This is a genomic window from Thermodesulfobium sp. 4217-1 (genome assembly GCF_039822205.1).
GTDB lineage: Bacteria > Thermodesulfobiota > Thermodesulfobiia > Thermodesulfobiales > Thermodesulfobiaceae > Thermodesulfobium.
In genome coordinates this window covers 1-25,192 of sequence record NZ_JBAGBW010000027.1, presented here as the reverse complement: position 1 = coordinate 25,192, position 25,192 = coordinate 1, and the positions used below count along the sequence as shown (strand labels likewise).

The following is a 25,192-nucleotide window of genomic DNA, read 5'->3' as shown; positions in this document are numbered from 1 at the left end:
TTTTTTGCAATTTGATCATTTCTATAAAGTTTATATCGACCATTTTCAGTTTGTTCTATTTTAAACCTATCATCACTGAAAAAGTTATTTAAATACTCATTTAACTTCTTTGCACCAATAGCTGAGGCTTTAATTTTTTGCTCTATCTCCTTAATCTCTTCAGTAATATTATTAATTTCCTGCTCTAAATTTTTGATTTTCTCATCTAATTGAGTAATCTCATTTTTTAACTCAAAATACTTTTCATCTTGAATAAACTTTGCACAGTAATGCAATTTTATTTTTTCTTTTGCATCTTCTTTTTCCTTTGCTAAAGAATTTACCTTATTATTCTGTTGCTCAATAATTTTTTTAATTTCTGCAAATAAATTAATTATTTCCTTTTCTATGTCTTCATTAATAGACTGATCAATAGTGATTGTTTCAAAAGGTTTTCCTTTTTTTCTCTTTAATTCTTTTATTAAACTTTCAACAGTATTAATGTACTGTATTTTTATCTCATTAAAACGATTCAGCAAGTCTTCATAATCTTGTTGGAACTCATTATAAAGTCTTGCTTTATCTGGAAACGAAATTTGGTTTATATATTCAATATGATGATTTAATTCAGCTTCTTTTTCATCAATCTCTTTCATCAACAGATTGAATTCTTCGGAAAAATGCTTGTTTAGTTCATCCAAACGCTCTTTTGTTAAAGAATTTCCACAAAATTGACAAGTGTCTTCATTTTTATGTAGATCGATGCCTTCTTTTACCCATTCACTTAGACGGGTATTTTGATTTAGTTTTTCAATAATTTTTTGGGCAGTTACTTTGTTATTAAGGATTTTTTTTATATCATTAATATATTGACCAAGCTTAAAATCTAATGAGATCATTGAAAGACTAATTACATCTGACTTTTGGCTGACAATCACATCTCTCAAATTCTCTAATTTATTATCATATAAAATTTTTTCTGAAAAATTTTCCTTAATCTGCTCTATTTTTTTTTCTAATGCATTTCTGTCAAATTCTTTTGAATTTGTGATTGATAAAATACTGCGTATTTCTGATGCTTTTGCGGTTAGTTTATTTTGAAGGTCTCTTTCTTTTTGATTTTTTTCATTTTCATAATTGCTCTTGTCTTCTTTTTTTACCTCCTCTTCTTTCTGTTTTTGTTTTAGTTGTTTATCAAGTTCTTTTGACTCCTCTCCTAAAATGAGAACTGGATCTATTCCAGCATTTTCATTATTCCACTCAAAGTTATCTTCAATAAAGTCTTCATTGAAAACTCGTATAGGATAATTGTTATCAATATTTTTATCAGTCAGCTTTTGATTATTTTCTAATTCAAGAGAAAATGTTGAGTTTTGATAATCCTTATGAAGTTGTCTTTTTTCAATACTTCTGAATATTCTTGATAAAGTAGTTTTACCAGAATAATTCCAGCCATAAAAGAAATTATAATTTTCAAACTGGGATAGATTTTCGTCCCAATCAAATTCAGTAAATTGTCCAAAACTTCTAATTGAATTTATTTTCTTCACTTCCATATTTCATCTCCCTCCCTCTATTATTCTTATTTCTTCATTTGTTAAATCATAAAGTTTATACACAATCTCATCGATTTCTCTTTCCCACTCACTCGTATCCGCCTGAGGGGTTTGTTTTTTGGCGGCAAGTATTTTATCCACCAGCGACTCGATGCGTTTTACCAAAGCCTCGTTGGGAGGGGTGATGGGGGGAAGAGGCATAACTTCAACATATTGATTTGACAATCTAAAACCTGTAAATCCATACTGGTGAACTATCATTTTTACATATTCATAAATTACTTTTGAATTCAGCAAAGCCATTACATATTTCAATTTATTACCTGTGAAAAATGCCATACTATCAAGAATAAAAACATTTGGCTCAACTAAACAGAAAGTTGGCTCTTGTGTAATTCTTTGCCACACCACCTTTTCCTTCTCAAACTCGGAAATGTGAGCGGCAGAGTCCACTTGTAATTCGTACCATTTATATGGGACGGTTGAGGGGTCACCAGCAATTTTTGCTCCGCCCGTCCTAACTTCTAATTTTTTCTTAAAAGGTAATAAATGTTGCAAAATAGAGGGATATTTTTCAATATTAATGCCTTGATAAATCCATAAAAGCCACAGCCCCGCCCACTCGTAATAATATCTCTTTATATCCCTTCCTCTAAGAATTGGCTTTATAATTTCACTTGTTCTTTTTCTTTCTTCTTCAGTCTTGCAGTTTGCAAGTATCTCATCTTTTTTTTCTGTGGTAATTATAAAAGCTTCGTTTAAGCCTGTTAATATGCCACGATAAATCTTTACATCCCAATCTTTAAGCGGTTTTCCAATTCTTTCTATCTTTTCTTTTAGTTTTTGCTCAGCACTACTTCCTATGAACCAGGCGTCTTTAGAAAGCTTATCTAAGATTACTCCCTTTTCTTTTATAGCGTTTAATATGTTTTCCTTATCTTCTTTTTGCAGCGTGGTAGCAATAAGTTCTTTTTGGTTTCCTTTCTTTTGAACGAGCAAGATATTTGTATCTACAGTTGCGCTTTCAAATACTCCAGGTCCTAAATCAATTAAAATCTTTGGATTAAGCTTTGTAAAAAACTCTCTTAAATTCTCTCCGTAACCTGCTCTCATCCACTTGTTTGATGTAATTAAGCAAAGATGGGAATCTTCTTTCAAAAGATCTATACCCTTTTCATAAAAAAGTGCGTATATATCACCCATGCTGTTAAACACTTTGTAATTAAAGTTTCTATACCTTTTTGCAAGCAAACCTGCATTCTTTTGCAGCTGTATATAAGGCGGATTTCCAATTACAATGTCAAAGCCATCTCTTACGCCAAACATCCACTCAGGGTCAAACCACTCAGCGCTTGAGTTTTGATCAAAGATATCAAAGTTAGCTATTTTCTCAGAGTCTTCAAATGGAATAACTTTATTTAGCATTTCAGATAACCTTTTCCTTAGTTCTTTGTCTCTTTTTTGAAGATTCATCTTATTGTTTCTTGTTTTTGCCTGAAAGAACTTGTGCTTAATTTGCTTTATCTTTCCTTCTATCTCTTCGATATCATCTATATATAAAAGATTTTGAGGTCTGTCTATACCAATAAGCGAATTTGCAGCTATAAACTTTGTTTCAAGGTTAGGCAGGGCTTTTATGCCTGAATTTGGCCTATTTTTATCCACTTTTTGATCTATCACAAGCGATATGAAAAACCTTAGCTTCGATATCTGAATGGCAATAGGCTGAATATCCACTCCATATATACAATTTTCTATGAGATATAGCTTTCTTGCATAGTCAGGATCGGCAAAGCTTTTGTCAAAAGAATCGTTTAACTCTTTTAGCATTATCTCTCTTTCAGATTTGTCTTCATTAGCAAAAATCTCTTTAGATTCGTTTACGGCCTTGCGATATATCAATTCATACCAGTATTCGTTATCAGGATCGAGCTTGCCCAGAATAAATGTAAGCCTATGCAGTATCCCCATGGGAAATGCACCAGAACCGCAGGCAGGATCTAATACCTTTAGATCGAATATCGCCTCTATCAATCTTTTCGTATCACTCTCATTAAAGGGGTTCTCTTCAGAAGAGTACGAAAGAAGGTTTCTAAGTTTTTCAGTATTTTCATCAGATTGACCTAAAATATTTAAAAAGTGATGAAACAGGCTCTCTTCTACCATATAGTCCACTATTTCTCTTGGGGTATAGTAGCTTCCTGTTGCCTTCCTTGCAGTAGTAGAGGTCTCAGGGTTATACGCTGCCAGAAGGTTTTCGAATACCTTACCCAGAAGCTCAGGGTCAAGGGCTATTTCCTGATCGAACGGGGTATTTTCATCTATAGTAAAGTTGTAACTTTTTAATATGTCAAAAAGCCCTCTTACACTCTTTTTATTGCCTCCCTGTATATAATTAGAGATGTCTATTCTCTCTTCTTCAGGTTGAAAGAAAAGATAATCAGGTATCCTTGCTTGCTTATCTTTATTTCTGGAAAATCCGTCTAAATATATTACTTTTTTATTCTCATTTTCTTTGTCCAGACAATCAAATAAGCCGCCGTTCAAAAATGGAACAGTGCTAAATATTTCTAATATTTCATCCTTAGATATAAGAAACTTATCCAGATATCTGTACAGCGTCTTTATCCCATAATTGGACACATTCATCGGATAGCCTTTATCTTCAGCAAAGCCTCTTTGAGATTCATCACTGTTTAGCGTTGCAAAGAATAGATTTTGTAAGATTGCGTTGTAATAGTTGTTTGAGGTCTTGAAGTCTTTAATGATATTTCCTATCCTATCCTCTGAAAATAGATCCTCTGGAACTAAGGATTTCTCTTTTAGAAACCAGATAAATATAACTCTTGTTATTAGTCTTATTAAAGAAGTAGAATTTCTTATTTCTCTATCCTTTTCTGGGTTATCAGAAAATTTAAAGTCATCTGGGAGATGGATCTTATCCAATGCATTGAAATACCAGGTCTGAATCTCTTCATAAAATGCCTTTGTTACGGGCTCTACCGAAAATGCGCTCTTTATCTCCCCAAACGAGCTAAAATTGCACTTTCCTATCTGATCTTTAAAGGTCTTGTTTGTAAGCTTTTTGTTTACGTAAAAGGTAAATCTCTTATAAGAGCTTGTAGCGCTTTTCGTTCCCGCATATTCTTTGTATATTAAAGATAACCTAAAGCTGCCCTGTTCATCATAAAAGGCAAAGATAGCAAGATCAAGCCTATGCTCTTCTTGAATTTGCTTACCTAATTTATATTGTTCCTTTTTGCCAGACCTTTCGTTAAGCTCTTTGTTTACTTTTATTGAAAAGAGTCCCAATCTATTCGTATCCTCAAATTCTATGCTCCCAAGATACCTTAGGTCTTGAAATTTATCATATCCTTCGTAGAATAGCTCCTCACTTTCAGGCTTAAATGATGAATTTGCCTCCAGGAGTCTTCTAAGCAGATCATCTGAAAAGCAGTTTATCAGTTCGTCTATATTTAGTTTCATCGTCTATCCCCTTCTATTTTCTATAGCTATGATTACCTCTTTATTTAGGCTTTTCAATCTTTCTTTCTCTCTTTTTAGATAGTCAGCGCCCAACTCTTTTTTAAGATTCGAAATCTCTTTTGACACGCTATCCTCTTTCATCTTTTCCATATTTACCAGCCTTCTTAGCGTGTATTCAGATAAAGATCCATAATCGCGAATATCTTCTATGAGAGTATTGATAAAGTCTTTTTGATCCGAAAGGCTATCTTTCTTTTGCAAGCTTCTCAAAAGATTATAAGCCTTAGTTTCAATGCTTTGGGCGCTATTTTTAAAAGGCTTGTCAATTTTACCCTCATAATCTCTCAAAATCATATATTCATCCCAAAATCTATCGCTAAGCTCCAGACCTTTTTCGTTCTCATCTGAACGAATGTCATCTATTACGTCTTCTAATGAACTTACTTCCTTTGTCTCCTCATCATAAATTCTGTGATTTACATAAATTTTGCCCTTCTTTATGACCACAAAGACCTCATCTTTGCCGCCAGATTTAGCAACCTTTACTCTATTTGGGAAGCTATTTAGCACTTCTACTATATCTGGGCGCTCTTTCTTTATATCTTCAAATTCTCTGAAAATTCTGGTATAAAAGCTCTCTTTTTCCATCTCATCAGGGTTTTGCTGTATCCTTTTATAAAGATTTGACGCCTTAGGTTCTTCGTCCACATCAAATATTTTAGAGTCTTCACCCAAAGCCTTGTGAATCATAAACATCTTGTTCGATGCGATATCCCTTGACCTTACCAGGTCTGAGCCCTTTTGCGTAGGAAAGAAATTTGCAATATATAGCTCTTCAAAAACCTTTTTGGATATTCTATTGATTCTTCCCACCCTCTGGATTACCCTTACAGGATTCCAGGGTATATCATAGTTCACCACTATCCCAGCCCTATTCAGGTTAAATCCCTCAGAAACCATATCGGTTGTAAGAAGTATGTCGTAGTCATCCTTTAGTTCACCATACGATGCGTCAAAATTCTCTCTTATCTCTCTTAATTTGCTCGCACTTAAAATACCCTCTACCACAAGCACCCTGTTATTAAACCTTTTGTTCAGAGTGTTTTTAAGATACTTTACAGTATCAAGATACTCTGTAAATATTACAGCCTTTCTTTTTGGCTCTTTACCGCTTGAAGGCATATTGAAAACTTTCTTCAAATTTTTTATTAATGATTTTATTTTCGGATCGTCAGCTACCATATTTAGTTTAGCTAATTCTTTTAAAATATCATCAAAAAGCTCTAAGTCATCTTTAATATCCTGAACAAACTTATCTTTGAGCTTAAACTCCTTCAGGATATATATCTTGTCGTTTGTCGAATGCTCCTCTTTTTCAAGATTCTTAGCATAGTTATTTAAATATTCTTCTATTTCATCAATATCTTTGTTGTAGATTTTTTCAAGTAGATCCCTATCTAAGATATACTTTCCAGTCTTTTCTATGAATTTTAGCACTTCTTCTGTAATCTTCTTAAAGTTTCTTATACTCTGTTCAAAAGCACCAAAAGAGCTCTCAAATCTTTTTACCAGTAGCCTTCTCATAAAATCATATAGGTTTATCTGTTGAAAATATTGAAAATTTTCTTCTTTGGTGAATCCCTTTTCAAGATCTTCTATTAAAACTCCCTTTTCATAGAGAAAGGGCTTATATATAGCTCCTTTAAACCTGCCACCATCTTCTGGCAGGGCAAAATAATCTTCTATAACCTTATCATAAAAATCAGATTGGTCTGATGTGAGCTCGAAAAACCACTCATCTGGATCTTTTATAATTGAGAGTTCACCTATTTCCGTGTTGTAATTTGGATTTTCAGCGAGATCCAGTCTATTTCTGCGGATAATAATAGGCTCTATTACGTCCTTGATCTGTTTGGCTATTGAATGAGCAAGAAAGTCTACACTTCTAAGATCTATCCTATCCGTTCCAAACAAAAGCTTGTTGTAAAATATTGCCCTTTCTCTTTTTTTCGTATCAGAAGAAGCAAGGTATTTCTTTATATAAGAGAGCTTGTCAAACTGGCTTGAAAATAAATCGAATTTGTACTCTAGGTTATCTGACAAGGTAATGCTTGATTTTTTCGGCATAATAAACAGCTTCAGAAGTGAAAATATATCTGAAGGTTGATTGTTAAAAGGCGTCGCAGTCAAAAGAATTATCTTCTTGCCCATGCATATATTCTTTAGAAGCTCATAATCTTTAGTGTTTTGGTTTCTAAATCTGTGCGCCTCATCAACTACAACCACTTCTATATCTTTTGCTACCGAAACAGCTTCGAGAACAGTCTTTAAGTCTCCCGAAGAATATGGCTGCCATCCTAATTTCGCCAGGCCAAACTCTTCTAAATATCTCCACCACCCGAAGCTCTTCTTTTTGTCGCCTATAATGCCAGGAGGAGCTATCACTATGCCCCGCTGCCTTAGCTCGTATCCGAGCGCGCATGCAATAATAGTCTTACCCAGTCCCACCACATCAGCTATCAAGACTCCATTGCTTTGGTCTATGATTCCCAGAGCTTGCTTGATAGCGTCAAGCTGATATGAATATGGCTTATAGCCGTTTTCTTCAAATATCTCTGTCAACCTCTGACTGATATCCTTGCCCTTGAAAACGTCCAGATAACTTTTTAGAACCAGCGCATACGCCTCAAAAGGTGTAACCTTTCTTATTAGCGTCTCTTTCTCAAGGGTATTTATTAATCTATTCTTAGATTCATCTTTCTCGGTAATCTCTACAGAATCTTCCCAGAATTTATCAAAATAATCTTCTGCCTCTTTAAATCCATAGTCAGAGATCTCCACGTTAAACTCTTTTTGTCTGGACAGTCCAGAACTTGTAAGATTACTGCTTCCTGTAATAAAAAGTCTGGATCTGCCAACCTCATTTTTTAGTTTGAAAAGATAAAGCTTTGCGTGATTTGGCTCAAGAGTCTTTCTTATATTTAGCCTACCTGATTTTATTAAACCAACAAAAAATTTTGACTGGCTATAAAATTCTTTCGTGTCAAAAAGCTCTGTGTTAATAGACTTCTTCAGAGAATATAAATATTTATCAGAAATTTCTCTTTGTGACAGATTATCTCTATTTTGAGCGTATTCGATTAAGCCGAAGTTCGAAGTATCTACATTGAGTCCTACAAGCACATTTAAGGTTACATCCTGGTTCTCTTTCATGCTTTCATATAACTCTTTCAAACCAGAAAAGTAAAAAAATCCAACAAGAAATTTTAGTTCAGCGCTATTTTTGACCAGTGTTGATATTCTACTCTTCAAAGACCTTTCGCCTGAATTTGTAATAAAGTTACTCATATCCACACACCTTGTTTTTCATTCTTAACCCCTAAAAATTTGAATTTAATACAATATAATATAACATTTTTTAAAAAATTCTAAAAATATATCCAATTTTCAAATTAATCTTCTGAAAGAATCAAATCGAAAGCTAATAATTTATTAAAATATAGCACTTTGCGCTAAATTATGGTATATTGCTTTAAACTAATCAATGGGGATAACATGGTTTGGCCGATTTCTTAGAGGATGCAAAGGGCGTTAAGGATGCACATGATAAGTTCTTTAAGATGGTTTTTAATTAAGAGATTTTAATTGTAATAAACTACGTTTCCATAAATTATGGTCCAGAAAGAACACAAGATTTGATATCAGAGATAGGAGGCGAAGAAGAGTTGATAACCTTAACTAAGAAGTGGAAGATGGAAGGAAAAGAAGAAGGCCGGATAGAAGGAAAGATGGAAGGAAAAATGGAAGGCATGCTGTTTGAAGCTCAGGATATGGTATTGAACGCCATTGAGGCAAAATTTGATACTATTTCGCCTGAAATAGAGAGCAAAGTTAAAAGTATCTCAGATAGAGAGAGACTGAAAAATATAATGAAAGCAATATTTAAGATTAACAGCATAAGCGAGCTTGAGGATTTACTATAGAAATCTAATAAAAAAACTTACAGAATCTATCTTGATTTACTTGGGTTTTGGTGCTTTTTTTGTTTTAAAAATTGGGAATGTTTAACTACTTGTGTATAGTAGTTTAAATACTTTTACACAATTTAATAAAAAATCACCTTTATGTTTTTACATGAGGCAACACGGTCTCAAGGCTAACTCTCCCATCATATTGACAAAATCAGCGTCTTCTTATTGAAGTGATAACAATCAATGACAGTTAGCAGAATTTTGTAGATTTCTTTAGAAAAATCTATACCGAAATTATTTGTATATATAATCGAATGTCAAAGGCATATCGTTATTTAAACCCTTTGAAAAGAGAAGCTGATGCACATCAAGACCAGACGTCCTAAAAGCTACCGCGCACCCCTTCAGATAAAACCCCCAACGGCGCTCGAATTGTCTTCCGAATCTTTCTTCTACCTCTTTAGAGTGAAGGGAATAATTTTCATACCATCTATCCAGCGTCACAGCATAATTCATTCTCAGACTCTCCAGATGCATAAGGTGAAAATCATATTTCGGCAAGATCCATATTAGCTCTCTCAATGCAGGAAGATATCCCCCTGGAAAGATATATTTTTTCAACCACACGCCAAAAGAATCGCCTTCTGAATTTTCAGGAACATTTATGGTGTGTACAAGGCAAAGCCCAGTGCTAACAAGAAGCTTGCTAACCTTTTCAAAAAATTTTTCCAGATTTTCTTTGCCCACATGTTCCAACATCCCCACGCTAACAATCTTATCAAATTGCAATTCATTTTCATCAAGATCGAGATAGTTCATCAGTCTCACTTCCACTCTATCCTCAAGTCCCGATCTTTTTATAAGCTCTTTAGTCCCTCTAAATTGCTCCTCACTCAAGGTTATCCCCATAGATTTTACGCCGTATTCCTGTGCAGCCTTTACTATGAGCTGTCCCCAGCCGCTTCCTATGTCAAGGAGCCTTTCGTCTTTTTTCAAGTTTAGCTTTCTGAGAGTGTGATTTATCTTTTCTATCTGGGCGTCGTGAAGAGTCATATTTGGATCCTTGAAGTATGCGCATGAATAAGTCATAGTATCATCCAGCCACAAAGAGAAAAAGTCGTTACCCAGGTCATAGTGCGATTGGACTTCTTTTTTTTGTCTTTCTTTTCTAATTTTTAAAGATAGCTGCGCCAAAGATATTAAGATCTGTCTTTTTATGGATTTTAGATTTGTCTGGTCACGATTCAGACCAAATGCGCTGCATATATCGTCAAGACTTCCTTCTATGTCCAGAATTTCTTCAGCATAATCGTCTGTTAATTTAGCGGCGTCTTCCTCTTTTACAAAAAAAATTGAAGGCTCTTTCTTAAAGGTTATGGAAAATTTGCTCTCAACTGTGCCGTAATCCACGATATCTTCATCCCAGAATATCACTCTGAAGCTTGACGTGTCTATCTTTTCAAAGTAGGACGCAAAATCAGCTTTATTCATCCCAAAAAAACCTCCCATTTTATTGCTGCACTTGCTATTCGTCTTATTATAAACCTCAGAATTAATTACAACATTATATTTACTAAATAATTTCTGATTGATATTTATTATCATACAACACTTCTCTAAAACTCTTTTTATAAACTCGCAATTACGCAAAAAATGAATAAAAAATGAACTTTCAAATAATTTATGAAAGGAATAAAGCTATGATTTAGATTTACAGATATGTAAAATATTTAAAATAAAAAACAATTTCTACTAAATTACAAAAAACTATTATTGCAAGCAAAAGTCATTTATGATTTAATATAATTTAAATCTATAATTGGATGTAAAAAATTAAACTTAATGACTTTTTTATCAAAAGTTAATGGGATATTACAATTTTGACAAAGGGTGGAATGTGAGCATAAATTTTAAAATTAAAATTTATAAAATTTTTAATGCAATATAGGGGATATTATGAAAAATTCAAATAATAAGTTAATAAATTGACAGCAATAAGTAGCTCATGGTTAAAATTTTCCAATTTAGTGACCCCGACAAATGACAAATAGAGAAGGCATTAGCAATAAAAATACACACAGCGAACAAGGCGCTTTATTAAAAACCATTTCATTGAAAGATAATTTCATTTCCTGGCTCTCGACCTTACATCGCAAAACTTAATCAAATAATATATTGATAGATTGTCTTGACACTATTTCAGATTATGCAATTAAACAAAAATTTTGCGATGTGGATATATGGAATATTTCAAAAAATTCTATTTTTAGAATGGTGTACGACAAAATTCTAAATGATAAGCTACTTAGAATAACTGATAGGAATACCTATAAGATTTTTCTTGTAGCTGGACAAATGTATTTAAAATTTTTAAAAGATAAGGATTTTATAAAAGCAAGAGCTCCATCTAATAAAGTATTTAACATTAATATTAAATCTACACAGTCAATTTCACAAGATACAGAGTCAATTGGTAATAATAGCACTGCTTCAATCGTAGACTTTGAGCATCCAGATCTCTGTATAAACACAATCCCTATTAGCTGCATTATAAACGGTCAAGCCATCTTGCTTGATAGACAAAGCTGGTCAAGCTTGTTGGTTGCGGTTACTGAGTGGCTGATAGAAGAGAAAAATACTAATTTAAATATTCTTGACAGAATAAAAATAAAAGGCAATAGAGTTTTTTTTATACAGCAAAGAACTAACTTAGGTAATAGCGCCAAGCTGTCAAATGGTAAGTGGATTTTTACCAATTACAGCTCTCAGACAATTGTAGAAATAATTGGGAAACTGTGCCAACACTGTGATATCCCTCTTGGCGATGTTATTATTAGCTACACGCCAAAGGGCTCATTTTGAACATAAAGCAGAAACTACTGATTGCTTGGAAAATAATGTTATAACGCATATCTTGTCTAACACAATGCTTGAACCTGCATTTGCAAAAATGATAACAGAGGTAATGTCGACACATTTTTCTAACGGCTTTAGAATTGATTCTCCAATTGAATTATTACGCTTTCGTCGTTTCGCAGCCAAAAACTTTGGCAATGAACTCTTGATAACCGATCAAGAGTTAATCAAGTCAATCTCTTCTTGCGGCATCTTCTTTAATGGTAAGGTTTATGTCATCGGCAATGAAATTGAGAACAGAATACGAAACAATGTAGATTTGACAGTTTCAGGCGGCGTAGAAATTATCTTCTACAGTTCGTTTTACACTCAGCATGAAGAATGGTTGCTTGCAGGAGGAGTCATCTCTGAGGAAATGCTGAAAGAGATACTTGTTAAGATGTACCCGAAATATGTGCACAAAACAAAATACTTCTCACCAAAAGCGGGAAACGATACGGAGCTCGCCAAAATCAAAGGTGAAATCCTGCGTATTTGGGGTGATAATAACTTGTTAAGCTTTGAACAGCTTGCTGAACGCTTGCCCTTTATTCCACTCGATAAAATAAAATACGTGTTGGCACAGTACGGTGATTTTATATGGAATACCACGGGGGTTTACACTCATATTAATAAAGTTAATGTGACTGTTGAGGAATGTAACGTTATTACCGACTATGTTGATGTTGCCTGTCGGAGAGATGGTTACGTTTCTCTCAGCTATGTTCCGTTTGAGGAAATCGCAGAGTGCAATTATGAACTTACGGTTACGGCAATTCACAACGCAATATTTGAGATTGTCCTTTCCGACAAATATGACAGGCGTGGTAAAATCATAACCCGCAAGGGTGACACTCTTGACGCACTAACCATAATGAAAGAGTATTGCCGCAAGTTGGACAAATGCTCTCTCCAGAACTTACTTGATTTTGAGCGAGAACTTACGGGAGAAACACGTCGTTGGATACCGATGGAAGCTGGTTATTCCGTAATGGTGCGAGTAAACAAGGATAACTACATAGCAGAAAAGTATGTTCATTTTGATGTTGCCAAGATTGACAGCGTGCTTGATCTGTTCGTAACCAGTGAATACCTAACGCTTAAAAGCATTACCACATTTGCGGCGTTCCCACATTGTGAACAGGCTTGGAGCTTGTTTCTGCTTGAAAGCTATTGCCGACGGTTCAGCGATAGATTTCGATTTGAGGTGTTAGCGTTTAATTCTAAAAATGCAGGCGTAATAGTCCGAAAAAGCTGCAGTCTGTCTTATGCTCAAATTATGGCGGATGCAGTCGCAAAATCTGACATACCACTTGAAAAAACGGTAATTGAAGAATTTTTGTGCAGCAACGGATACATAGGCAGGCGGTCTTATGCAAAAACCGATGAATTGATTGAACAGGCAAAAGCCAAACGCGAGAGGAGGAATTGAGGTTGTATTCATATACATACGACAAGAAGACAGGCGGGATATTGATAAACTCATCACCTACTATTAGCTCAAAAGAACCTCGCCCCTTATATGCAGCTGAGCTTGACATTTTAGGATTTGATAAATATTGGAAATACGATAAGCAAAATGAATTGCCTTATATGTGGGCTGAAGCAAACAACTATTGGTATCGAGGGACACTTGTCGCCAAACTTAAAGGAGGCAATCTCTACACAGCACCTGAGATAATCATTCCAAAAGATGACGATGGCAATCCAGTGACGCCAGAACCAGAAGGCAATGCCCTGCGTACAATTGATATTGAGACAATGGTAAATGCAAATCGTGAGATGCTCGAAATCATAGAGCAAACTACTGTAAAAAAGATATTAGCAATCTATGAAAAATACAAAAACAAGCTTGACCTATTTTACGTAGCCTTCTCAGGAGGAAAAGATAGTGCGGTCTTGCTTGATCTCGTAAAAAAAGCTCTGCCAAAAGGAGGCTTTGTTGTCGTATTCGGTGATACAGGTATGGAATTTCCTGATACATACGATATAGTAGAGAAAACGAAACTCAAATGTGAAGAAGAAGGAATACCTTTTTATATAGCAAAATCCCATCTGGATCCGAAAGAATCATGGAAGTTGTTTGGACCCCCATCGCGCGTGTTAAGATGGTGCTGCAGCGTTCATAAAAGCACACCACAAACGCTGAAGCTACGAGAAATTACAGGAAAGAGCAATTATGTCGGATTAGCATTCGTAGGTGTACGAGCTTATGAGAGCGCAACTCGGTCCAAATACGAATATGAGAATTATGGTAAAAAACAAAAGGGACAATACAGCCATAACTCCATTTTAGAGTGGACATCAGCAGAAGTATGGCTTTATATATATGCTAACGACATTTCTATTAATGAGGCATATCAAAAAGGTAGTGCAAGGATAGGATGTATTTGTTGTCCTATGGGAGGTTCTAAAGCAAGTTTTATAGAACACACAAATTATCCAAAAGAATCAGAAGTATTACTATCTTATATAAAAGAAAGTAATGCAAGAACTTTTATTACATCAAAAGACTATATTTCAAGAGGTGGTTGGAATGCAAGGAAAAATGGACATTTTCTTACTAATAATAAGAAAATATATTCCGAAACCACTAAAAATGGCGAAATTATCATAAATGTTATCTCACCAAAAACCGATTGGAAAGAATGGATAAAAGTCCTCGGAGATTTATATGAAAAAGAGAGCAACTATATCATAGATTTCAAAAGTCAATCTTTCGCTTTCATCTGCGAATTAAAGAAAGAAGGCTATACTATTAGATTATCAGAGAGGTATGCAAAAGAAAACCCTTTGTTCGGAAAATTGTTTCGCTACACATTCAGGAAAGCGGCATATTGTATACCCTGCAAAACATGCATGGCAATTTGTAAAAATGGTTGTATTTCTTTCAAAGGAAAATTAAGAATTGAAAACTGCAATCATTGTTTTGATTGCTATTCTATGGAAACAGGCTGTTTAGCTTACCATTCACTAAATATACCTAATGAGGAGGGTGGAAAAATGAAATCTCTAAATACTTTTAGTAATCATGCTCCGAAAACCGAATGGCTGAAAGATTTCTTTGAACACCAATCGGACTTTCTTGAAAACAACACGTTAGGACGTGTTCAAAAACCTTTTTATAAACGATTTCTAAAAGATGCTAATCTTGTTAAGAACAATGAGGCTACCGCGTTTGCTAAATTAGGTGCGGTATTGACATGGGATACCGATGTCTTTTTGGGATTCATGTTCATTAATCTTGTTACAAATAATCCTCAGTTCGCTTGGTATATACATGAAATGGACATCGGTAGGGCATACAGACGTATCGAATTGGAAAATAGCCTTACTGCTAGCGGGCAAAGTAAAGATAATATTTCAAGCATAATAAATGCTTTCAAACGCTTAACAGAAACTCCATTTGGTACCATACTACATTTCGGCTATATCACAGATGACGGCGATCTTGTACGTACAAAATGTTCTATTTCCGATCTTCGTGTAGCACTTTATGGCTTATTCAAGTTTGCAGAAAAGTGCAATAATTATAAAGAATTTACACTTGCTACATTATTAAATGACAGTATAGAGCGCGATGGAATTAGTCCTACCAGAATTTTCGGGCTTGAACGTGATGAAATGAAGCCTATTTTATTGGGACTTTCTGCAAAATATCCAGAGTTCATTTCATCGTCTTTTACGCACGACTTAGAAAAAATATCACTTACAGAGGATAAGACATCGTCAGATGTGCTCAACCTATTTAGAGAGGAGCAAACAAATGTCTAGTTATAGGGATTACTTCGATATAGACGAAGGATACTTCCCGCAAGTAAATAATTCCACAATAGAAGCAAATCCTGATTATTGGAAACATACATATCCCCATCAAGCTTTTATAAAGTTGCTAAGTAGTATGGAATGTGTTTTGGCTCGTAACAATATGCGTTCTCTTTGGATTGAGGGAGCTTACGGCACAGGTAAATCACAATGTGCCTATACATTAAAGAAATTTCTTGAAGTTCAGGAAGATGAACTCCGTGCTTACTGGAACAAGTATGAGCCACTTAAAAAGAAACCAGATCTGCTCGAAAAACTCATCGGACATAAGCAAACAGGAATTGTAACTGTGCACCGATATGCCTCCGGTGGTATTAATTCTCCTCGTAATTTGTTCCTTGCCGTGCAGGATAGTATAAGATCTGCCCTGAATGAGAAAGAACTCTATGCAGGTGAAAACACGCTGAAAGAAAGCGTCATCGCTTGGATTGATGAACCGTCGCACAAGTTGTTCCTTGACGCGCTTTTACAAAAGCCGGAATGGAAGGCTTTGTTTTCACAGTCAACTGCTGAAGAAGTGTTGAATGCACTCCGACTCCGTAAAGTAGGTGAAGTCAAACAGCTGATGGATAACCTGTTCCGCCTCGCCGACAAAGAAGGCATTACCGCATTGGACATCGACACGGATAGGCTTTTAGCTTGGATAACTGACGTTATCAACCAAAACAATGTGAAAATCGTCTTTATTTGGGACGAATTCTCTGACTATTTCAAAAACAATCGTGATAGCTTGTCTGAATTTCAGAAACTCGTCGAACTGGTAAACCTGAAGCCTTTCTATTTTATTGTGGTTACACACGAGTCAGGTCAGCTATTCCTCACAGCAGACGACACTTGGACAAAAGTGCGTGATCGCTTTATTCCCGTTCAAATCACTCTGCCGGATAACATAGCGTTTGATCTCATCGGTCATGCTTTTAAAGCTAAGCAAGCAGCGCAAGGCAACTGGGAAGTGTTGGCTGACGACTTGAACAAACGAGTTAATTCTTCTCGTGCGGCAGTCATGACGGCTACGAAAATTACAGATCCAGAAGTGATAAAAAACATTATGCCGATCCACCCTATGGCTGCTCTTTTGCTTAAGAATATAGCCACTGCGTTTAAATCCAATCAGAGAAGTATGTTTGACTTTATAAAGTCAAACATGTACGATGTGAAAGCCTTTCAGTGGTTCATTGAGAACACGAGTCCCATCGACGATCATCCTCTCTTAACAGTGGATATGCTGTGGAACTTTTTCTACGAAAAAGGCAGGGATAATCTTACTTCCGACATTCAGCTTATTTTAGATACATTTACCAAACAGCAGAATTTGAGAGAAGACGAGAAAGCTGTCCTTAAGGCTATTCTGATAATACAGGCGATCGACCAACGCTTGGGTGGTACGATTGATCTGTTCAAAGCTACAGAACAAAACCTAAGTTATGTGTTTGAAGGAATTGCGAATTTGGAATTAATGGCTTGCATCAATATTGCCAAACAACTTGTATCAAAAGGAATCTTGGTTTCAAACCCAATAAGCGGTGGTAAGCATGTTTTTGCCGTTGCTGTGCTTGCAGGCGACCAAGCAAGGATTGACAGTTACAAAAAAGATATCCGCAATAATAGCACAACTTCGAAGCTTGTTGCCGAGGGTGGTCTTTCAACCGTTCTTTCTCTATCTCCTGCGCTCCGTTTGCGGTTTGAATCCGAACCAAATACAGGGAAAATTATACCTGTAACAACTACGGATTTTACCCGCACAATCAATAACCTATATACAAAAGAAACTAAGTGGAATTTCCATGCTGTTATAGCGTTCGCCAAAAGCGATGTCGAAGCTTGCAGCTTCCGAAAAACTATCAAAGCAGCGATTGAGGATAAGCGGTACGAAAACATTGTATTTATAGATGCGCTCTCTACCCCGCTTGGAATTGAAGCTTTCGAACAGTATGTGGATTATTCCGCTATGGCTATGTATTATAACGGAAACAACAATTCAGCATCGCGGGAAAATAATGACAAGGCAAAACACATCTTAGATCAGGACTGGAAAAACCGTATTTACAATGGGCAATTCATAGTATACACCTATACAAATCAAAAGGGGGGAAAACTCAGCAATGAACAAGGCGTGGCGAGCGTTCTCCAAGCTATAGTAACTGCTCGATTTCCTCTCGTCTTCGATTTTGCCAAAGGGCTAAGCGAAAATCAGTTAAAACTTACTAACGGTAAAGCAAGTGCAAAATGCGGTATTACGCAAAGCACTAGCGGCGTTGTTGCCGGCATAGAAAAGCACGTTTTGCCTACTGTGTGGAAATCAGATAAATACTGGGAAGCTCCGACCACGACAAAGCTGCCGATTTCAAAGATAAAAGTCGAGTTGGACAAGTTTATTGAGGCCGCGTTTAGTCGCGGCGTACAGATTTCAATCAGCGAAATATATGGCTTCCTCGAAGAGAGTTACGGTTTTGCACCTTGCAACCTTTCAGCGTTCCTTGCGGGCTTCCTGCTGAAAGAATATGGCGATAAGCCTTTCCGATACAGCGATTCATCCGGTAGTCACGAGTCAATGACACAGGACAAGCTCGCGGAAATGCTCAGCAATTATATTGGAAAAACTCTAAAACCTACTTATATTGTAAAAATGACAGATGAAGAAAGGGCGTTCTACGAATACACTGAAAAAGCTTGGGGCATTGCGCCTAATTCTTGTTCGTCGGCAGGGCAGGCAGCTCTCGCCGTAACTGGAAAAATGCGTGGGCTTAGATTGCCCGTGTGGTGCCTTGCCGAAGTTGATAATTATGGTGTTTATGACGTTATTCAAAAGTACATTGAGCTCATCCAGAAAGAGGGAAATGAAGCACACAAAAAAGCCGTTGAAATAGGTGAGATCGCTAATGCCAAAACCATATTATCTGAAAAATTAGCAGCTCTTCTTACAGGAGAAAACTGCCAAAATGGAATGCGCAAGTTCTTGACCTCATTTAAAGGCGGGAAAATTCTATCGCTTGCTGCTGAAATTGGCGCAATTGGGAATGTACTCTCGGACATTCGTGCTTTATTTGAGGTTAAGCATTCCTGTTTGTGGGATAGACAGACAGGTGCGGATGAAATCAGCAAACTCCTGTCCGATTATGGTGTTGTAAAAGAAAGCAATATGCTTTTAAACGTGGCTGCACATTCTCGTTCGGAAGTATTTAAAGAATGGCGTGAACGGCTGAAGTTTATCGGAGTTTCTTGCGAGGCATTAAGAGCAAAATTTCCTTCAATAACTAAAGTCCTTAATACGCTTCTGACAATATATCAGCAGTCGGAAATATTACCAGATCAGCTAAAGATGTTCCTTTTAGAACTGACTGCACACAGTGAAGAAATCCGTGATTTACTTAATAACGAAAAGCAAATATTCACCGAAGTTTACGACCATTATCTCGAGGATTTGAGCGATTCTGATATCAGCGAGATAAAGAGCAAACTACCAACGGAAATGTTTGAACTCTCGAAAACTGACTGCAACTCCAAAGTTAAGGCGGCAGCGGAGGAATTTCGTAAGAACCAATTAAAAACACAATTATTCAAACTCTGGAAAGAGAAGACTGGTACGAAAAATCCTTGTGAATGGTCAAGCCTATATAGAACTCCGATACTTTGCTGTGTATCCGAAAACGAGTTTGGCGTGGCGAAAAAAGCGTTTGACACACTAAACAGAAGTTGGTCTAAAGATGTGGAAATAAAAGACGCGCTTGAATTTCTTAAAACAACAAGACTCTTCGAAATTTTATCGGACGAAAATAAACGCAATGAAGCATTTAAATGTGATATTGTCGGCGAATACCTTCCTTTGCTCCAAGATCTAGAAAAAGTTAGGGACGCACTTGGACGTTTGTCTGTAGACACTTATGATTGGCGTGAAAATCCTAGTGTAAAAAACAAAGTCAAGCAACTTGCCGAAGCTGAATACAACGCTGGTGGTAGTGATAAAGCCCTCGTGAAAATTGATGAAATGAACGATACCAGATTGAAGCAGTATCTTAAGCGGCTCGTTAGGGAAAACATGACCGTCGGAATCGAAATTATTACGAATGGAGGCGAACAGACGGATGTCGATTGAAGCAGTAAATAAATATCTATCCTCCAGCGTTAAGACTCCTTACTTTTTAATCGTCGGTGATGGGCAGTATAAGGGTGTCAAGGATAAATTGTTGGAATTAGGATTTACTTTAGTCAAAGTAAGCGACTATTGCGGTGGCGATGATAAATTGCCGGACATCGACAGCTTGTTAGAACGCCTTAAGAACGCCGATGTGAAAACGAGTGATAACAAACTGGTTGTAGTTGGACTTGGTGAATATCTAGCTCTTCGTGGAAATAACGAAGCTGCGAGCATTTTATCGCAATTGAAAGACTTAAACGTTGGGAGCACGAAAGTGGTTTTACTTCTGCGTGGAGTTGCCACTCAAATTAATGACTTTCAAACAGACCCGCGTTTTGACAATCGACGTTTCTGCATGCTTGATAATGCAAATTGCGATTTGTCTTTCACACTTGCCGTTCCATCTGTCGGCCTGTCGACTCTGCCAGGAATAAAGGCTCTACTCATAAAACTCGAAAACGGTTTATGTGGGAATTTTGTAGTTAACACTACGGTTAATCTTGATAAAGCCCTATTTAACATCCATAAAATAGTTAATGCTTACGAGGGTATTAAATTTACCGTGCACGACTTTAATCTACCAAGCTCTTGCGGCAGTAATATGCAGTGGGATGAACTGCTAAAGGAGTTAACACAAAACAGCGACTCACTTGATGCAGTTTTTGAAAAAAATGGATTTAAGGACAACCTTGATGTCGATTTTTATATTCGATTAACTGGACCAGAATATAAGAGTTGGCTTTACTTCATTGCTTTGAAAAGCAAGTCTAACATTTTATCAAATAGCTATTTGCGCTTTGTGCTGGATAATACGAATTGTTTTGAAGACTTTAAGACAAACGTTCTAAATGCAATAATCGAAGTTAGACACGATGATAACCGCTTTAGAACTTATTATGCAGAACGGAAAAGGCTGGTAGAGAAATTCCCTGAATCAGATATTGCAAATTTCGTTATAAGCAATCAAATAAATATAGATAAAAGCATTTATAAATTAACAAACAACACTATGGTAGAGAGAAAAGAAATTATAGCCTGGGTTTCTCAAAATGGGGTCATACCTGAAATTAACGAAATATATCCTGCACTATCGGATTATTTAAAAGAGTATGTCTTTAATTGTGGTGACCTGTCAAATCTGCTGACGGAATATTTTGACGAATATAAAAAACAGAAAGTTTCCAATACACTAAAAGCCGATTTCATCGAAAAAGTGGAGAAACTCGCCCAGAGTCGTGAATTTAACCGATTGCCCACACGCAACGAAATAATTGACGGTATAAATAAAGACGACACTTATCTTTATTGGCTCGATTCACTCGGCGTTGAATATTTGGCATTCATAGCTGAATTGGCGCGCAATCGTAATTTATCAGTAACAATTAAAATTGCTCGTGCAGAACTGCCTACCTTAACTTCTTTTAACCATGATTTTTTCGATAATTGGCAAAACGGTAAAGAAAAAAACGATCAGCTCGATAAAATAAAACATAGCGATACGGATGGTTATAATTCCGATAACAATGATTTGCCTACTCATCTTGCAAAAGAGTTGGTTACTATTACGGATGCTATTGATAAGGCCGCCACAGAACTTGCCCAGCGTCATTACAAGCGTTTTCTAATTGTAAGTGACCACGGAGCCTCTCGTCTTGCCGTGTTAAGACATAAAGAAGAAAAATATGACACAGACACTCAAGGCGAACACTCTGGACGCTGTTGTAAATCTTTTGAACCATACGATCTACCTTTTGCGGCCGAAGAGAACGGCTATCTTGTGCTTGCTGACTACGGAAGATTTAAAGGAAGCCGTGCAGCTAATGTTGAAGTTCATGGAGGAGCATCACTGGAAGAGGTCGTCATTCCCGTTATCGAATTAACATTACAAGATAGCAAAATCTCAGTTAAAATAGTAGAAGAATTTGTGACAGTTGATTTCCGCACAGGAACAGAGATAACGCTTTTCTTTAATCCACCAGCGAAAAATGTTTCAATCGTTTTAAACGGCAAACGTTATCCTGCTTTTGTGCTTGATGGCCTTCACTACAAAGTAGCGCTCCCTGATATAAAGCGAGCAGGCAATTATTCTGCTGATGTTTACGCGGGCGATGACTTAATCGGGGAAGTGCAAATTAAGGCACAAGGCAAAAGTGGCAAAAAAAATGATGAATTTGAAGATTTGTTTTAAGGGAGTGATGTTATGATTGAAAAGCTAAGAAACTATTTTGATGAGATGGTTGTATATAAAGATCTCAAGAAAAGCAACTTCCTTTCTGCATTAAGCTTGCCTTCATTTATGCGCGACTGGCTTTTGAAGAGATTTGAAGGTGAGGACGGGTATTTTGATCCGGACGAATTGGCTCGATTCGTGCGTACATATCTACCACGCAAGGACGATTGGACAGCAATAAAGAATCGGGTAATTATTGAAAATGAACGCGTGAAATTTCTTGCCAAAGTTTCTGTAGATATAGATATTAAAACAAGGGAGGTTTCTTTTTCACTTCCAGACTTTGGCCTTACAAGCAAAGACACTATCATTGAAGATAGTGTCTGGGACATTTGTAAGAATGATTTAGTTAGCGGACGAGAAACATGGGGCATGGTTGAAATAGGATATCGACCTCCCGATGACTATGACTTGAAATTTTATAGAAACAAAGCCAAAGGGGCTAATAGAGGCAAAATCAAACTTGTTGCTTTCAAGACTTTCTGTCCTTATACAATCGATATTAACTACTACAAAGAAGCGCGTAAAGAATTTACTATATCAGAATGGCTTGATGTGCTATTGGGCGCAGTGGACTACAATGCGAACGGCTATCTTGGTGACGAAGAAAAAAAACTTACAATGTTAACCAGACTACTCCCTTTTGTAGAAAAAAGACTAAATCTCATAGAACTTGCACCAAAAGGAACGGGAAAATCATATCTTTTTGGACGTGTCAGTCGTTTTGGATGGCTATCAAGCGGTGGCATTATGAGTAGGGCAAAAATGTTTTATGATCAAAACCAGCGCGTTGAGGGCTTGGTATCAGGAAACGATTTTATAACCCTTGATGAAGTGCAAACAATATCCTTTACCAATATAAGTGAAATGAGAGCAGCTCTAAAAGGCTATCTTGAGTCAGGAATTTTTACTGTAGGTAATTATGAAGGAGCAGCTGAAGCTGGCGTAATCTTGTGCGGCAATATTAAAAAAGAGATTATGGATGAAGACGGTTATGGAAATATGTTTGAAGAGCTGCCTGATGTATTTCACGAGTCAGCTCTCATAGAGCGTTTTCATGGCTTCATAAAAGGATGGAATATACCGCGAATGAATGATGATCTTAAGGTTTCCGGGTGGGCGCTTAATTCAGAATATTTCTGTTCAATATTGCACGAAATGCGCAATGATATGAGTTATCGTGCCATTGTGGATGAACTCATCGAAGTCCCAGAAGCAGCAGATACTCGAGATACAGAGGCAGTAAAACGTATAGCGACTGCATATCTAAAACTGCTATTTCCAAATGTGCGTGAGCCTGACGACATTACTGCTCGTGATTTTAAGCGCTACTGCCTTGACAGAGCAAAAAAAATGAGAGATACAATAAAATACCAAATCGGCATCCTCGACTCAGAATACACTGGTAAAGACATACCCATATTTAGTGTCAGACCAGATAGCGACTTATAAATAGAGAAAAATAATTTTATGGTGGACCTGAGGGGATTCGAACCCCTGACCTCCTCAATGCCATTGAGGCACGCTCCCAACTGCGCCACAGGCCCACTGCAGTTATTATAAAGGACTTATAGTTTTTTTGCAACCTTAAAAATTATTTCATTGTTAATCGTTTCTATTTTATAGAAAATTCTGTAAGTTACTGTATTTAAATTTAGATAAATAATATTTAAAAATATTTTTTCTTAAAATAAATCTAAAAAAACAAAAAGTATAATTATAGCCTACACAATTATATGAGAAATCTTATTTTAATTAATTTTTACAAAAGCTTTTATATTTCAAATACGCTACCAGCGCTTGCAAAGAAAAATCTATCTTTGAGCTTATTATACAATTTTGCTCCAACTTCCATGCCCGTGCAATGAGAGGCACCCAATTTCTGTATATTGTATTTTTCTATCACTTCAAGGACACTATTAATCTGCTCTTGTGAAGCAAAGCCTAAGTGGGTTCCTCCTATTACAGCATATATTTCTTTTTTACCTGTTTTGTTTATAAAGTGATTTAGAATGTTTATTATGCCAGCGTGAGCACAACCCAATAGAACCACAAGACCTTTTGGCGTTTCTATTGCTAAAGAAAAATCATCCCAAATCTCATCTTGGACCAAATCGCCATTGGCGTTTACAACTTTCATTTCTTTATCAATTTTCTCAAATTTTGTTTTACGTTCAACTTCTCCAGATGAAAAAATGCCTTTTTCTATCTCTGTAAATTCTTTATGAAAATTAAATTTAACGCCCAGACTTTCAAGATAAAATTGACTAAATGGTATACCTATATACCTTCTTGTATTACCAATTGACCAATATCTATTAGAAAATATGTCTGGATGTGAGTATGTTTCAATTGGGGCTTTAAATTTTAAAAGGTCTACAATACCGCCTACATGATCGTAATGCCCATGAGATATATACAAAAACTTTATACTGCTTAAATCTTTTTTCAAAGCAATCGAGTTATTTAACAATGCTTTGCCTTGTCCAGTATCAAATAAAAAGTTGAAGTTGGGGGTTTCTACAAAAGCGCTAAAACCATGTTCCCCAATAACGTCAAATGGAAGCACTACGCTATTTTCGGCTAAAATAGTAATTCTTAAATCCATATTGGCACCTCCTTTTGGAATCTTTTAGAAATTTTTTGTAATATTTTTTGTTATAACTAAGAAAATTAAAAACCTATAAATATAAACTTAGCTGATCATGAGAATAAAAATCCAGTCAAAATAACATAATATTTAAAAGATTGAAAAAGTATAGAAAGAACGATTTCTGATGTGTAGAATAGAAGAGTTATTTTTTAGGTCAGATATTAATTTAGAACATATCCCTTATTTCATCTATGCTTTGAACCTTGATAGTAGCTTTAAGTATGCTTCTTAACTTCTCTCTGTCTTTCGTTTTTTTCACCAATATTTTTATATCTCTTGGAACTTTATCAAATTTGGCTTCAATGGCATCTAAAAGTAAATCCTGGGCTTCAAATATCATGCCCTCTTCTCTTCCCTCTTCTCTTCCCTTTTCTATCCACTTCTCAATTACAGGTGCCATCTTATCACCTCCTACAGTAGAATCTAATATAGCCATCATTTCCTCTTCTTTCAAATCATTTA

12 protein-coding genes, 1 tRNA gene and 1 pseudogene are annotated in these 25,192 nt (G+C 36.1%); 7 read left to right on the top strand and 7 right to left on the bottom strand.

What is annotated here, in order from left to right:
- The 3 genes from V4762_RS08815 to V4762_RS08805 form a co-directional block, all read right to left on the bottom strand.
- The coding region (locus V4762_RS08815; protein WP_347315415.1) for an AAA family ATPase at positions 1-1,535 on the bottom strand (1,535 nt) is incomplete at its 3' end.
- 3 nt (positions 1,536-1,538) lie between these two features.
- Positions 1,539-5,021 carry an Eco57I restriction-modification methylase domain-containing protein gene (locus tag V4762_RS08810; protein ID WP_347315414.1) on the bottom strand — a complete coding sequence of 1,161 codons (3,483 nt, stop codon included), beginning with the start codon at positions 5,019-5,021 and terminating at the stop codon, positions 1,539-1,541.
- 3 nt (positions 5,022-5,024) lie between these two features.
- Positions 5,025-8,369 carry a helicase-related protein gene (locus tag V4762_RS08805; RefSeq protein WP_347315413.1) on the bottom strand — a complete coding sequence of 1,115 codons (3,345 nt, stop codon included), beginning with the start codon at positions 8,367-8,369 and terminating at the stop codon, positions 5,025-5,027.
- A gap of 377 nt (positions 8,370-8,746) precedes the next feature.
- Here V4762_RS08805 and V4762_RS08800 point away from each other — a divergent pair, with 377 nt between their 5' ends.
- Positions 8,747-9,004 (top strand): DUF4351 domain-containing protein, encoded by a 258-nt coding sequence (locus V4762_RS08800; protein ID WP_347315412.1) that lies wholly within the window; start codon positions 8,747-8,749, stop codon positions 9,002-9,004.
- A 282-nt stretch (positions 9,005-9,286) separates the two neighbouring features.
- On the opposite strand, the gene V4762_RS08795 is transcribed toward V4762_RS08800, so the two are convergent.
- Complete coding sequence (locus tag V4762_RS08795; RefSeq protein WP_347315411.1) at positions 9,287-10,483, bottom strand: cyclopropane-fatty-acyl-phospholipid synthase family protein; 1,197 nt, start codon at positions 10,481-10,483, stop codon at positions 9,287-9,289.
- 684 nt (positions 10,484-11,167) lie between these two features.
- On the opposite strand from V4762_RS08795, the gene V4762_RS08790 reads away from it, so the two are divergent.
- The 6 genes from V4762_RS08790 to brxL are packed head-to-tail and all read left to right on the top strand — an operon-like array spanning position 11,168 to position 23,529.
- Positions 11,168-11,854 carry a hypothetical protein gene (locus V4762_RS08790; RefSeq protein WP_347315410.1) on the top strand — a complete coding sequence of 229 codons (687 nt, stop codon included), beginning with the start codon at positions 11,168-11,170 and terminating at the stop codon, positions 11,852-11,854.
- Positions 11,811-13,319 carry a hypothetical protein gene (locus tag V4762_RS08785; protein WP_347315409.1) on the top strand — a complete coding sequence of 503 codons (1,509 nt, stop codon included), beginning with the start codon at positions 11,811-11,813 and terminating at the stop codon, positions 13,317-13,319. Before V4762_RS08790 ends, V4762_RS08785 begins: the two co-directional genes overlap by 44 nt.
- A 2-nt stretch (positions 13,320-13,321) precedes the next feature.
- On the top strand, positions 13,322-15,661 hold the full coding sequence (locus V4762_RS08780) for a phosphoadenosine phosphosulfate reductase domain-containing protein (protein ID WP_347315408.1): 2,340 nt from the start codon (positions 13,322-13,324) through the stop codon (positions 15,659-15,661).
- Positions 15,654-19,805: a hypothetical protein gene (locus V4762_RS08775; protein ID WP_347315407.1), complete on the top strand. Its 4,152-nt coding sequence runs from the start codon at positions 15,654-15,656 to the stop codon at positions 19,803-19,805. The genes V4762_RS08780 and V4762_RS08775 overlap by 8 nt, the downstream gene beginning before the upstream one ends.
- Positions 19,795-22,035, top strand: a complete 2,241-nt coding sequence (gene pglZ / locus V4762_RS08770) for a BREX-4 system phosphatase PglZ (RefSeq protein WP_347315406.1) — start codon at positions 19,795-19,797, stop codon at positions 22,033-22,035. The genes V4762_RS08775 and pglZ overlap by 11 nt, the downstream gene beginning before the upstream one ends.
- Before the next feature lie 12 nt (positions 22,036-22,047).
- Positions 22,048-23,529, top strand: coding sequence for a BREX system Lon protease-like protein BrxL (gene brxL / locus V4762_RS08765; RefSeq protein WP_347315405.1), 1,482 nt, complete (start codon positions 22,048-22,050; stop codon positions 23,527-23,529).
- Positions 23,530-23,548: 19 nt separating this feature from the next.
- Here the strand turns inward: brxL and V4762_RS08760 are convergent.
- The 3 genes and pseudogenes from V4762_RS08760 to V4762_RS08750 all read right to left on the bottom strand — a co-directional run.
- Positions 23,549-23,624, bottom strand: a tRNA-Ala gene (locus V4762_RS08760).
- Positions 23,625-23,851: 227 nt separating this feature from the next.
- A complete protein-coding gene (locus tag V4762_RS08755) occupies positions 23,852-24,685 on the bottom strand; it encodes an MBL fold metallo-hydrolase (RefSeq protein WP_347315404.1) in 834 nt (277 codons plus the stop codon).
- A gap of 211 nt (positions 24,686-24,896) precedes the next feature.
- Positions 24,897-25,192 (bottom strand): annotated as a pseudogene (locus V4762_RS08750) (hypothetical protein); the annotation flags it as partial.